The organism is Mycobacterium europaeum, from assembly GCF_034555895.2.
Classification (GTDB): domain Bacteria; phylum Actinomycetota; class Actinomycetes; order Mycobacteriales; family Mycobacteriaceae; genus Mycobacterium; species Mycobacterium europaeum.
Genome location: NZ_CP157315.1, coordinates 5,269,620 through 5,281,271 on the forward strand (window position 1 = coordinate 5,269,620; position 11,652 = coordinate 5,281,271).

The following is an 11,652-nucleotide window of genomic DNA, read 5'->3' on the forward strand; positions in this document are numbered from 1 at the left end:
CCTGTGACGGCTGATCCACTGGCTCCGCTGATGGAGTTGCCGGGCGTCGCCGAGGCCAGCGACCGGGCCCGCGACGCGTTGGGCCGCGCCCATCGTCACCGGGCCAACCTGCGTGGCTGGCCGGTGACCGCCGCCGAAGCGGCGTTGCGGGCGGCCCGCGCGTCGTCGGTGCTGGACGGCGGTCCCGTGCGGCTGGAAGACCTGGCGGACGCGGCGGTGGTCACCGATCCGGTGTTCGGCGGGGCGCTGCGGGTGGCCCAGGCGCTGGAAGGCGGCGAGGGTCCGCTGGTCGGGATCTGGCGGCGGGCGCCGCTTCAGGCGCTGGCCCGCCTGCACATGCTGGCGGCGGCCGACCAGGTCGACGAGGACCGGCTGGGCCGGCCGCGCGCCGATGCCGGCGTCGCGCAGCGGCTGGAGTTGCTGGCGGAGTTGGTGAGCGGCGGCACCGAGGCGCCCGCGCCAGTGGTCGCCGCGGTCGCGCACGGAGAACTGCTGACGCTGCGGCCGTTCGGCAGCGCGGACGGCGTGGTGGCCCGCGCGGTGTCCCGGTTGGTGACCATCGCCAGCGGGCTGGATCCCCACGGATTGGGTGTGCCCGAGGTCAGTTGGATGCGCCAGCCCGCCGACTACCGCGACGCGGCCCGGGGCTTCGCCGAGGGCTCCGCGGCCGGGGTGGGCGGCTGGGTGGTGCTGTGCTGCCGGGCGATGCGGGCCGGTGCGCAGGAGGCGTTGACAATCGCCGAGTCGCTGTCGGGTCGATAGCTGGACCGGTTGCCGCGAGTGCCCGAAAACGCGGCGGGACAATGCAAAGCGGGCGACGTCCCGAAGAATTCGGTCCGCCGCCCGCTAGCACGGAACTCGGTTACCATGCGTGCATTTCGGGGCTGCGTGGGTTGGCCTCGGCGATCTTGCGATGCTTCCGGTCGCAACCCCACCCAAAGGGCCGTCGATACCGTCCACATTTCGCAATTACGCAGGCCCGCAACACTTCTGCCATTATCGCGGCTATGACTCCGCGTGGGTGCCGAGCACCGTGCTGGGCGCCCGGGTCGGGAGATCGAACCTTCTCTTCCGGATCGACCTAGGCCTCACCGGGCTTCCGTGGTTCCTTTGTACTACTAGACCCTTAGCGCAGCAAGGCCCAATTTTGCAAACGTTGCGAAACGGTGCCGGAAATGTGTTTGCTGCGCATCGGCCAGGTTTGGGTCAGAACGCGAAGCGGCGCAACAGCGAATAGGTGACCGCACCGGCGGCCAGCGCGCTGACGCCCACGGCGGCGGTCGTCGCGATCGCCGCACCGGACGGCGCCGGGATGCGGTCGCGCAGCGACACCGGCCGCGAGAACGACAGCACGGGCCATCCACGCTCGACGGCTTCCCGGCGCAGTCCGCGGTCGGGATTCACCACGCTGGGATGCCCGACGGATTCCAGCATCGGCAGGTCGGTGATCGAGTCCGAGTACGCGTAGCAGTGCTCCAGCGGGTAACCCTCGCGGGCGGCGAGCTCGCGGATCGCCTGCACCTTGCCCTCGCCGTAGCAGTAGAACGCGATCTCGCCGGTGTACCGGCCGTCCTCGACGACCATCCGCGTCGCCATCGCGTGCGTGGCGCCGAGCGCCCGGGCGATCGGCGCCACGATCTCCTCCCCGGACGCCGAGACCACGACGACGTCGCGGCCGCACAGCTTGTGCGCGGCAATGAGGTCCGCGGCTTCGGCGAACACGAGCGGCGTGACGATGTCGTGCAGCGTTTCGTTGACGATCGACTTGACCTGTTCCACATCCCAGCCGGCGACCATGTTCGTCATGTGGATGCGCATCCGGTCCATCTGGTCATGATCGGCGCCGGAGAGCAGATAGATGAACTGGGCGTAGCTCGACTTGAGCACGGCGCGGCGGTTCAGCAGCCCCTGGTTGAAGAACGGTTTGCTGAAGGCCAGGGTGCTGGACTTGGCGATGATCGTCTTGTCCAAGTCGAAGAAGGCCGCGGTGCGGGCCCGGGGAGTCGTGTGCTGCTCATCGGCCGGGTCGAAGACGGTCACGGGCCCAGCATAGGTCGGTCGTCCGCCGGCGCTGGGACCTTGGGCGCGAAATGGCCGCTCAGCAAAGTGGGACCTACGGTAACGGCAGTGTTCTTGCGGCTCAACGTGTTCTTTCATAGAAAGAGCTATTGCGTTACCGCGGCTTGGCATGTGTATAGTAAGCATTACTCGGCCTGAGCCGAGGGTGTATCAGCCCGACCCCCCGGGGCTGATGCACGACGACCCTCGCCTCCTCCCCCCCTGGCGGGGGTCGTCCCTTTTCTGGGGTCAGTTTCCCTGATACCGGCCGCGCCGCGCCGCCGTCCGAGTGGTTGCGGACATTTCCCCCTCTGCGCGCCTCCCGATGCGTTTGTGCACAGTCGCGTCTCTATCCCCAAATGCCGCGTTTGGGACTGGTGTCCAACATCACGCGCCCGCAGAGTGGGTGCGTGACAAGCACACCGCAGGCCGAAGTGGCGACCTCTCCGGGCGTGCTGGCGGTGCTGGCGGACGCGGAACTGTGCCGGGAGTTGGATCGCGTGGCCGCGGCCGTCGGCGTCCGGGTGGTCCATGCCGGCGGCGCCGTGAGTCGCAAGACCTGGTCGGCGGCCGCGGCCGTGGTGCTGGACGAGGCGGCGGCCGAACGATGTGGGCGAGCGGCGTTGCCGCGGCGCGCTCACGTGACCGTGCTGACGGCGGCCGACCCGGCGACCGCGACGTGGGCGGCGGCCGTCGCGGTCGGCGCCGGGCGGGTGCTGCGGCTGCCCGAGCAGGAGCGCGGGTTGGTCGGCGCCCTCGCCGAGGCGGCCGATTCGGTCCGCGACGACGGGCCGCGCGGCGATGTCGTCGCCGTCATCGGAGGGTGCGGCGGGTCGGGCGCGTCGTCCCTGGCGATCGCCGTGGCGCAGGCCGCCGCCGAGGCGCTGGTGGTCGATCTCGACCCGTGGGGCGGCGGGATCGATCTACTGCTGGGCGCGGAGGGCGTGGCCGGCCTGCGCTGGCCGGACCTGGCGGTGCAGGGCGGCCGGCTCGCCTGGTCGGCAGTGCGTGCGGCGTTGCCGCGACACCGGGGCGTGAGCGTGCTGTCGGGCACCCGGCGCGGGTACGAGCTGGCGCCCGGGCCGGTGCACGCCATCGTCGACGCCGGCCGCCGGGGTGGGGTGACGGTGGTCTGCGATCTTCCGCGTCGTCTGACCGACGCGGCACAGGCTGCGCTGGACGCCGCCGACCTCGTCGTGGTGGTCAGCCGATGCGATGTGCGCGCGTGCGCGGCGACGGGTGCGCTGGCCCCGGTGCTGGCGGCCGTCAACCCCAACGTGGGATTGGTGGTGCGGGGCCCGTCGCCGGGCGGGTTGCGGGCGGCCGAGATCGCCGACATCACCGGGCTGCCGTTGCTGGCGTCCATGCGGGCCGAGCCGCGGGTGGCCGAGCAGCCCGAGCGCGGCGGCCTGCGGGCCGGGCGGCGGTCTGCGCTGGCGGCCGCGGCCCGCGGGGTGCTCGCCGTGCTGCCCCGGACGTCGTCGGGGCCGGCGGGAAACGGTAGGGCCGCGTGAGCGGTTCGCTGATCGACCGGGTGCGCGAGCGGCTGGCAGCCGAATCCGTGCCGTTGGGTCCCAACGTCGTGGCCGCCGCGATCCGCGCCGAGTCCGGCGGAATGCTCGGTGACACCGAGGTGCTGGCCAACCTGCGGGTGCTGCAGACCGAGCTGACCGGCGCCGGCATCCTCGAGCCGCTGTTGTGCGCGGACGGCACCACCGACGTGTTGGTCACCGCACCGGACGCGGTCTGGGTCGACGACGGAAACGGCCTGCGGCGCACCTCCGTCCGGTTCGCCGACGAGGCGGCGGTGCGGCGCCTGGCGCAGCGGCTCGCGCTGGCCGCCGGTCGGCGCCTGGACGACGCGCAGCCGTGGGTGGATGGCCAGCTGACGGGCATCGGCGCCGGGTTCACCGTGCGATTGCACGCGGTCCTGCCTCCCGTGGCGGTCGCGGGCACGTGCTTGTCGCTGCGGGTGCTGCGGCCGGCCAGCCAGGACCTGGCGGCCCTGACCGCATCGGGTGCCCTGGCGTCCGACGCCGCGGCCCTGGTCGCCGACATCATCGCCGCGCGGCTGGCCTTTCTGGTGTGCGGCGGAACGGGAGCGGGTAAGACCACCCTGCTCGCGGCGATGCTCGGTGCCGTGGCGCCCACCGAACGCATCGTCTGCGTCGAGGATGCCGCCGAGCTGGCGCCCCGGCATCCGCACCTGGTGAAGCTGGTCGCGCGATGCGCCAACGTCGAAGGCGTCGGCGAAGTGGGCGTGCGCCAACTCGTTCGGCAAGCCCTGCGGATGCGGCCCGACCGCATCGTGGTCGGCGAGGTGCGCGGCGCGGAGGTGGTGGATCTGCTGGCGGCCCTGAACACCGGCCACGACGGGGGAGCGGGGACCGTGCATGCGAACAACCCCGCCGAGGTTCCCGCCCGGCTGGAGGCGCTGGGTGCGCTCGGCGGTCTCGACCGCGTGGCGCTGCACAGTCAACTCGCCGCCGCAGTGCAGGTGCTCTTGCACGTCGCACGGGATCGCTCCGGGCGGCGCCGGCTCGGCGAAATCGCCATGCTGCGCCCGGCCGCGGGGCGGGTGCGCGCGGTCACGGTGTGGCATGCCGACACCGGCATGACCGACGACGCCGAACTCCTGCGCCGGTTGCTGGACAGCCGGATGCCGGCGTGAACGGCCTGGTCGTCGTCGGGGCGTTGTTGGCGCTGGCGCTCGTCGTCTACCCGTCGTCGCCGCGGTACCGCCTGGCGCCCCGGACGTCACACCGTCGGTGGCGCCCGCTGGCCGGGCCGCGCGCGGCGGCCTGCCTTGCCGCGGCGACGGTGGCGGCGGCCGCGCTGCTGCTGCCGCTGACGACGGTGCTCGCCGTGGCCGTCGTGGGTGCGACCGCGAACGTGCGCTACCGCCGCCGCCGTCGCATCCGGCGCGCCGTGGGCGAGGGGCGGGCGCTGGAAGGCGCACTCGACGTGCTCGTCGGTGAACTGCGGGTCGGCTCCCATCCGGTGCGCGCGTTCGGCGTGGCCGCGGCGGAAACCGCGGGCGCGGTTGCGGAGTCGTTGCGGGCGGTCGCGGCCCGCGCCAGATTGGGTGCCGACGTCGCGGCCGGCCTGCGGGCCGCGGCGCAGTCGTCGAGCCTGCCCGCGCATTGGCATCGTCTCGGGCTGTGCTGGCAACTGGCCAGCGACCACGGCCTGGCCATCGCCACCCTGATGCGCGCCGCGCAGCGCGATATCGCGGAGCGGCAACGGTTCTCGGCTCGGGTGACGTCGAACATGGCCGGCGCGCGGGCGACCGCGGCGATCTTGGCGGCCCTGCCGGTGCTCGGCGTGCTGCTGGGCCAGCTGATCGGGGCCCGGCCGCTGGGCTTCCTGCTCGACGGGCACGCCGGCGGATGGTGCTTGGTCGTCGGTTCGACCCTGGCGTGCGGGGGATTGTTGTGGGCCGACCGCATCACGGATCGGCTCGGGTCGTGACGGCTGCGGCGATGTTGCTCGCGGTGGCCGCGTGGATCGGCCCCGGCCCGGCGCTGGTGCGGGCGCGGGTGCGGGCGCCGGTCCGCGAGAATCGGGCGCCCACCGGGCTGGGGCAGGCGCACGACGACGATCCGCTGGCGGTCGCCTCCTGTTTCGACGTGCTGGCCGTGTGCCTGGGAGCGGGCATGGCGGTGGCCACCGCCGCGTCCGCCGCCGCGTCGTCCGCGCCGCCGGTGTTGGCCCGCGTGCTGCGGCGCGCGGCCGATCTGCTGGCGTTGGGCGCCGATCCCGCTGTCGCCTGGACGACTGCGCCGGATCCGCGGGCCGGCTCGGCCGACACGCAGGTGGAGGCGCTGCTACGGCTGGCTCGGCGCTCGGCGGCGTCGGGCGCTGCGCTGGCCGAGGGTGTCGCCGAGTTGGCGGACCAGTCCCGCCACAACGCCGCGCACGCGGCCACCGCCACCGCCGAGCGCGCCGGGGTGTTGATCGCCGGACCGCTCGGATTGTGCTTCTTGCCGGCGTTCGTGTGCCTGGGCATCGTTCCCGTGGTGGCCGGGCTCGCCGGTGAGGTCTTGCAGTCGGGATTATGGTGAAAAGAAAGGAAAGCGTTGCTGTACAACATATTTCGGGCGCTGATGGCCCGAGTGACGGTTCTGGTGTCCGACGAGGCGGGCATGTCCACGGTCGAATACGCGATCGGTACGATCGCTGCCGCCGCGTTCGGAGCGATCCTCTACACCGTCGTGACCGGCGACTCCATCGTGTCGGCGCTGACCAACATCATCGGTCGGGCGCTCAGCACCAAGGTCTAGCGGGCAGTGCGGGTGCCGGCACCGTGGAGGCGGCCTTGGGCGTGGCCACGCTGGTCGTCGTGCTGGTGCTCTGTCTGGCCGGCGTCACCGCGCTGTCGATGCAGGTGCGCTGCGTGGACGCGGCCCGGGAGGCCGCGCGACTGGCCGCCCGCGGCGACGAACGCTCGGCGCTGGGCGCGGCTCGGCGCATCGCCCCCGCCGGGGCGCGCGTCGAGCTGCGTCGCGACGGCGAGTTCCTGGTGGCCACCGTCGTCGCCCGTTCCAGGCTGTTGCCGGCGCTCGACATTGCGGCCAAAGCGGTCTCGGCGGCCGAGCCCTCGGGATGATCGCGGCTCGGCCACCCTGGTCGCGGCCTGGATGGTGGCGGTGCTGCTGTGCGTCACGGTCGCCGGGGCCTACCTCGGTGCGGTCGTCGTCGCGCGTCATCGCGCGCAGGCGGCGGCCGACCTGGCCGCGTTGGCCGCCGCGGGCCGGTTGGCGGCCGGACCCGAAGCCGCCTGCGCCCGCGCGACGGCGGTCGCCCGCGCGATGCGGACCGACGCCGGCTGCGCCGTCGACGATCTCGACGTCGTCGTCACGGTTCGCGTCGCGGTCCTCGGCGGGTCGGCGAGCGCCGCCGCACGGGCGGGGCCGGCGCGCGGCTAGGAAGCCGGGTCGGGGCCGCCGGTCAGGCCCGCGGCGGCGAGCTCCTCGCCGGAGGGCAACCGCAGCGAGACCAGCCCGGCGTAGGCGCCCGGTTCGATCTCCACCCGGTTGACCGTGACGTGCACCGGCACCCACGCGGTGTCGTGGCCGGGCATGCGCAGCACCCGGCTGGTGGCGCCGTGGGCGAATTCCTCCGTCATCGAGGCGACCAGGTGCTGGTCGTCGGGGTGAACCCTGGGCTCGCCCGTCTCACTGCCCCGCCAGTCGTAGAAGGTGCACGGCTCGTCCAGCCATTTCAGCAGGGCCCAGTTCTTGAGGTCGATCAGCGCGCGGTGGACGCCGGCCTGGGCGAGTCCACTCAGGATCCGTTGCGCCAGATCATCTGTCGACACCGCCGGGCCCTTGAGTTCGGCGCGCCAGTTGATCGCCCGGGCGACCAGATGGTCCCGGCCGTCGGGCCCGGGCTCCAATCCGGTGCGCGCGACGAACCCGATCCGCACGGGGTTGCCCTCCCAGTCGGTGAGATCCCATGTGCTGCAGAGTGTTTGGTCGGGCTCGGCCTTGACGGCCATGGCAAGCACCTTGGTTTCGTTCGGGTTGAGCTCGCGCGAGGGAAGGTCTTCCGCGAAGGCCCTGCCGAAGGTCACCTCCACTTCGGGATTCTTTCCGCTGTTCACCAGCGACTCCCGGGTGTCGGTGGCGACGCCCAGGGTCAGGTCCCACTTCAACGGCCCGGGGATCGGCCGCTCGGGGGGCTCGACGTCGGCGGGGCCGGTCCACACGTGCACGCCGTGGACATGGCCATCGGACATCACCACCGGTTCGGTGCGAATGACGCGGTCGCGCTTGGGGGTGATGCTGGTCAGGCTCTGCCCGGTCTGCACCGACTCGGCGATCGCCGTGCGAACCGCGGAGAGGTAGGGGCTGCGGCGCATGAATGTGGTGATGGGGACCAGGTTTTTCAGCTGGCGGCCCTGCGCCACCACGGTGGGTTCACCCCCCAGCGTCTCCACGAGCAGCCAGTCGTGGCCCATGCGGCCGATTTTACGGCGACGCCCCGCCCACCTGGGACCTCGGGCTCGGCGGGATCATCAGGCGGAGCGCCGCGCCGGCCGTCATCCGGCGGACCGCTGGGCGTGGGGCAACTGCGCCAGCACCAGCCGTAGCACCCGCACCGCACCCGCCTTGTCGAGCGGGTCGTTGCCGTTGCCGCACTTGGGGGACTGCACGCAGGAGGGGCATCCGCGGGGGCACTCGCATGCCTCGATGGCGGCGGCGGTCGCACCCAGCCAGGTGCTCACCTGGCGAAACCCGCGTTCGGCGAACCCGGCGCCACCGGGATAGCCGTCGTAGACGAAAACACTGGGCAGACCCTCCGGGTCGGGTCCGGCCACGGTGGACAGGCCGCCGATGTCGCCGCGGTCGCAGCTGGCCACCAGCGGCAGCAAGCCGATCGCGGCGTGCTCGGCGGCGTGCAGCGAGCCGGGGATCCGCGTAGCGTCAATACCGTTGCGCAGCAACGCCTCTTCGGTGATGGTATACATCACCGCGGTGGTCGCCAGCGTCTGTTCTGGCATGTCGAGTTCGATAAAGTCGATGACCTCACCGGACGGCCGGCGGCGCAGGTATCCCACCACCCGGTGGGTGACGGTGACCGGCACCAGGCCGAGGGTGACCGGCCCGAATCGCGAGCGCTCGCCGGCGCCGGTGACGGCGATGTCGGTGACTTCGCGCGCGAACGTGGCGTAACCGGGGTCCTCGGCGTGCACGAAGGCGATCGCGTCCTCGAGGTCCAGCGAGTCGACGACGTAGCTCTCGCCCTGATGCAGGTAGACGGCGCCGGGATGGATCGCCGCGGGGGCCTGGCCGACGCCGGTGCTGCCCAGCAACCGCCCGGTGTCGGCCTCCACGATGACGATCTGGCCGCCCGCCGACCCCCGGATGTCCACCGCCCCATGGGGTTCCAGGCCCGGCGCGGGAAAATACTTGCCGTTGCGCCGTCGCAGCAGTCCGTCGTCTACCAGGTGATCGGCCACCTCGGTGGCGCCGAGGTCACGCACCTCCGCCTCGTCGAGCGGCATTTCGGTTGCCGCGCAAAGGAGCTGGGGCCCCACAATGTAGGGATTGCCGGGATCGATCACCACCCGCTCGACCGGCTTGCCCAGCAGCGCCGCCGGGTTGTGGACCAGGTAGGTGTCCAGCGGATCGTCGCGGGCGATCAGCACGACCAGCGCGCCCTGTCCGCGCCGGCCCGACCGCCCGGCCTGCTGCCAGAACGAGGCAACCGTGCCGGGGAACCCGGCGAGCACCACTGCGTCCAGCCCCGCGATGTCCACACCCAACTCCAGGGCGTTCGTGGTGGCCAGGCCACGCAGCCGGCCCTCCGCCAGGGCGCGCTCCAGCGCGGCGCGGTCCTCGGCGAGGTAGCCGGCCCGATAGGACGCCACCTTGCCGGAGAGCTCCGGCGCGGTGTCGTCCAGCCGCGCCTGGGTGCCCAGCGCGGTCAGCTCGGCGGCGCGGCGCGACCGGACGAACGTCAGCGTCTGCGCCCCCTCGGCGACCAGGTCGGCCATCACCCGGGCGGCCTCCGCGCCGGCCGAGCGGCGCACCGGCGCGCCGTTCTCGCCCAGCAGGTCGGTCCGCAGCGCCGGTTCCCACAACGCCACCGTCCGGGCGCCCTGCGGGGAACCGTCCTCGGTGACCTCCTCGACGGGAAGCCCGATGAGCTCGGCGGCCGTTTCGCCCGGCGCGTCCGTCGTCGCGCTGGCGAAGATGACCGTGGGGGCGGCCGAGTAGCGTGCGCACAGCCGCAGCAACCGGCGCAGCACCATCGCCACGTTGGAGCCGAAAACCCCGCGGTAGTAATGGCATTCGTCGACGATCACGAACCGAAGCCCCCGCAGCAGCACGGCCCAGCGGGCGTGGTTGCGCAAGATCGACACATGGATCATGTCGGGGTTGGAGAACAGCCAGCGGGAGCGCTCGCGCGCGAACTTGCGCACTTCCGGCGGGCTGTCACCGTCGTAGGCGGTGGGAGCGACCGCAAAACCAGGCTCGTGCAGCCGCGGGATGGCCGCGGTGAGCGCGTGCGCGGCGCGCAACTGATCGTGGCCCAGCGCCTTCGTCGGCGACAGGTACAGCGCCCGGGCGCGCGGATCGGTGGCCAGCGCATTGAGGACGGGGAGCTGATAGGCCAGGGACTTGCCCGACGCGGTCCCGGTGCTCACCACCACATGCCGGCCCGCGTGCGCCAGCTCCGCGGCCACCGACTGGTGTGACCAGGGGGAAGCGACGCCGCGGTCGGTGAACGCGCGCACCACGTCGGGCTCGGCCCACGCCGGCCAGCGGTGTGGGCTGCCACCCCGGGCCGGCAGCTCGGCGACGTGGCGCAGCGGGTGCTCGTCGGCGGCGGTTCCGGCAAGCGCGGCGGCGAGCAGCTCGCTACCGAAACTCGCCATCGGCACCCTCCTGGAACCCGGCTGAGACTGCGCCCACGGCGCAAGTCTGTCGCCGAAGCGATGAACATGGTTGACTATTTGCGGTCGCAGCTTCTGTGTTCGTTTGTCAAACTTTCGCAGGATCGACGTTGCGGCCGCGGTTCCTGCGAGGTTAATCGGTCGGGTGAAGTTCCGGCGACTGAGCGAGGTATGGCGGTCGTACCAGGCCCGGGGCATCGAAAGGCGATGCCCCGCACCCAGAAGAAAAGGAAAGATCGAGAGATGCCACAGGGAACTGTGAAGTGGTTCAACGCGGAGAAGGGCTTCGGGTTCATCGCCCCCGAAGACGGTTCCGCAGACGTGTTTGTCCACTACACGGAGATCCAGGGTTCGGGCTTCCGCACCCTCGAAGAAAACCAGAAGGTCGAGTTCGAGATCGGCCACAGCCCTAAGGGCCCCCAGGCCACCGGAGTCCGCTCCGTCTAAGACGAGCCGAATCTCCACGAACCCCCCGTGCAGTCCCGCCCAGCGGGTCCGCCGGGGGGTTTTCGTATTGCCGCCGGCTAGCGAAGCCGCCGCCGCGCCTCGAGACGCGGATGGTCGACCTGGCCTACTGTCGGTGGCGTGAGCCAGCTTTCCTTCTTCACAGCGGAGTCGGTGCCGCCCGCGGTCGCCGACCTCTCCGGGGTGCTGGCGGCTTCCGGTCAGATCGTCATGGTCGGCGGCCAGGGGGCGCCGGGCGCGCGGCTCTCCGTGGTGGTGGATCAGCCCTGGCGCGCCGGCGCGCTGGCCGAGATGATCCGCGAGGCCGGTCTGACGTTCGAGATCGGCCGCACCGACGAGGACACCCCGTTGGTGCGGACGGCGGTCAGCGCGTCCTTGGTGAATTTGGCCACGGAATGGACGCGCGGGGCGGTAAAGACCGTGCCGCCGCGCTGGCTGCCCGGGCCGCGCGAATTGCGGGCGTGGACGCTGGCGGCCGGTCACCCCGACGGCGACCATTATCTGCTTGGGCTCGATCCCCACGCGCCCGATACCCATTCCCCGCTGGCTTCGGCTTTGATGCGGGTCGGAATCGCGCCCACGCTGATCGGCACCCGCGGCGGCCGCCCGGCGCTGCGGATCAGCGGGCGTCGGCGGCTATCGCGCCTGGTAGAGAACGTGGGCGACGCGCCGGGCGAGGCCGACGCATCATCGGTGTGGCCGCGGGTATAACCGCGGAAAAACAT

At 72.2% G+C, this 11,652-nt stretch carries 13 protein-coding genes; 10 read left to right on the forward strand and 3 right to left on the reverse strand.

What is annotated here, in order from left to right; all coding sequences use genetic code 11:
- Nucleotides 1–3: 3 nt before the first annotated feature.
- On the forward strand, nt 4–762 hold the full coding sequence (locus U8D42_RS24390; protein ID WP_085241403.1) for an oxidoreductase: 759 nt from the start codon (nt 4–6) through the stop codon (nt 760–762).
- A gap of 444 nt (nt 763–1,206) precedes the next feature.
- On the opposite strand, the gene U8D42_RS24395 is transcribed toward U8D42_RS24390, so the two are convergent.
- Complete coding sequence (locus tag U8D42_RS24395) at nt 1,207–2,040, reverse strand: HAD-IB family hydrolase (RefSeq protein WP_068061442.1); 834 nt, start codon at nt 2,038–2,040, stop codon at nt 1,207–1,209.
- A 479-nt stretch (nt 2,041–2,519) separates the two neighbouring features.
- On the opposite strand from U8D42_RS24395, the gene ssd reads away from it, so the two are divergent.
- From ssd to U8D42_RS24430, 7 genes are read left to right on the forward strand one after another with little or no spacing between them, the layout of a single operon-like run.
- Nucleotides 2,520–3,572 (forward strand): septum site-determining protein Ssd, encoded by a 1,053-nt coding sequence (gene ssd, locus U8D42_RS24400; protein ID WP_322860872.1) that lies wholly within the window; start codon nt 2,520–2,522, stop codon nt 3,570–3,572.
- Nucleotides 3,569–4,729 carry a TadA family conjugal transfer-associated ATPase gene (locus U8D42_RS24405; RefSeq protein ID WP_322860756.1) on the forward strand — a complete coding sequence of 387 codons (1,161 nt, stop codon included), beginning with the start codon at nt 3,569–3,571 and terminating at the stop codon, nt 4,727–4,729. Before ssd ends, U8D42_RS24405 begins: the two co-directional genes overlap by 4 nt.
- Nucleotides 4,726–5,529 carry a type II secretion system F family protein gene (locus tag U8D42_RS24410; RefSeq protein ID WP_322860755.1) on the forward strand — a complete coding sequence of 268 codons (804 nt, stop codon included), beginning with the start codon at nt 4,726–4,728 and terminating at the stop codon, nt 5,527–5,529. Before U8D42_RS24405 ends, U8D42_RS24410 begins: the two co-directional genes overlap by 4 nt.
- Entirely contained in the window at nt 5,526–6,122 is a 597-nt protein-coding gene (locus U8D42_RS24415) for a type II secretion system F family protein (RefSeq protein WP_322860754.1), read from the forward strand. The genes U8D42_RS24410 and U8D42_RS24415 overlap by 4 nt, the downstream gene beginning before the upstream one ends.
- A gap of 42 nt (nt 6,123–6,164) precedes the next feature.
- Nucleotides 6,165–6,341: a DUF4244 domain-containing protein gene (locus U8D42_RS24420; protein WP_090418817.1), complete on the forward strand. Its 177-nt coding sequence runs from the start codon at nt 6,165–6,167 to the stop codon at nt 6,339–6,341.
- Between the two features lie 23 nt (nt 6,342–6,364).
- Nucleotides 6,365–6,667, forward strand: a complete 303-nt coding sequence (locus U8D42_RS24425) for a TadE family type IV pilus minor pilin (protein ID WP_085241410.1) — start codon at nt 6,365–6,367, stop codon at nt 6,665–6,667.
- 31 nt (nt 6,668–6,698) lie between these two features.
- Nucleotides 6,699–6,986 (forward strand): Rv3654c family TadE-like protein, encoded by a 288-nt coding sequence (locus U8D42_RS24430; protein ID WP_322860753.1) that lies wholly within the window; start codon nt 6,699–6,701, stop codon nt 6,984–6,986.
- On the opposite strand, the gene U8D42_RS24435 is transcribed toward U8D42_RS24430, so the two are convergent.
- Entirely contained in the window at nt 6,983–8,020 is a 1,038-nt protein-coding gene (locus U8D42_RS24435) for a PAS domain-containing protein (protein WP_322860752.1), read from the reverse strand. The two genes, U8D42_RS24430 and U8D42_RS24435, sit on opposite strands and share 4 nt — an antisense overlap.
- A gap of 81 nt (nt 8,021–8,101) precedes the next feature.
- Nucleotides 8,102–10,444: a DEAD/DEAH box helicase gene (locus U8D42_RS24440; RefSeq protein ID WP_322860751.1), complete on the reverse strand. Its 2,343-nt coding sequence runs from the start codon at nt 10,442–10,444 to the stop codon at nt 8,102–8,104.
- A 261-nt stretch (nt 10,445–10,705) separates the two neighbouring features.
- On the opposite strand from U8D42_RS24440, the gene cspA reads away from it, so the two are divergent.
- Nucleotides 10,706–10,909, forward strand: a complete 204-nt coding sequence (gene cspA / locus U8D42_RS24445; protein WP_007166602.1) for a cold shock protein CspA — start codon at nt 10,706–10,708, stop codon at nt 10,907–10,909.
- A 138-nt stretch (nt 10,910–11,047) separates the two neighbouring features.
- Nucleotides 11,048–11,638: a hypothetical protein gene (locus U8D42_RS24450; protein WP_322860750.1), complete on the forward strand. Its 591-nt coding sequence runs from the start codon at nt 11,048–11,050 to the stop codon at nt 11,636–11,638.
- The last annotated feature ends 14 nt before the right edge of the window (nt 11,639–11,652 follow it).

Bases quoted from the DNA above. Each gene is read 5' to 3' on its own strand.
- U8D42_RS24435 (WP_322860752.1), bottom strand. From the start codon at position 8,020: ATGGGCCACGACTGGCTGCTCGTGGAGACGCTGGGGGGTGAACCCACC.
- cspA (WP_007166602.1), top strand. From the start codon at position 10,706: ATGCCACAGGGAACTGTGAAGTGGTTCAACGCGGAGAAGGGCTTCGGG.
- U8D42_RS24440 (WP_322860751.1), bottom strand. From the start codon at position 10,444: ATGGCGAGTTTCGGTAGCGAGCTGCTCGCCGCCGCGCTTGCCGGAACC.
- U8D42_RS24430 (WP_322860753.1), top strand. From the start codon at position 6,699: ATGGTGGCGGTGCTGCTGTGCGTCACGGTCGCCGGGGCCTACCTCGGT.
- U8D42_RS24420 (WP_090418817.1), top strand. From the start codon at position 6,165: ATGGCCCGAGTGACGGTTCTGGTGTCCGACGAGGCGGGCATGTCCACG.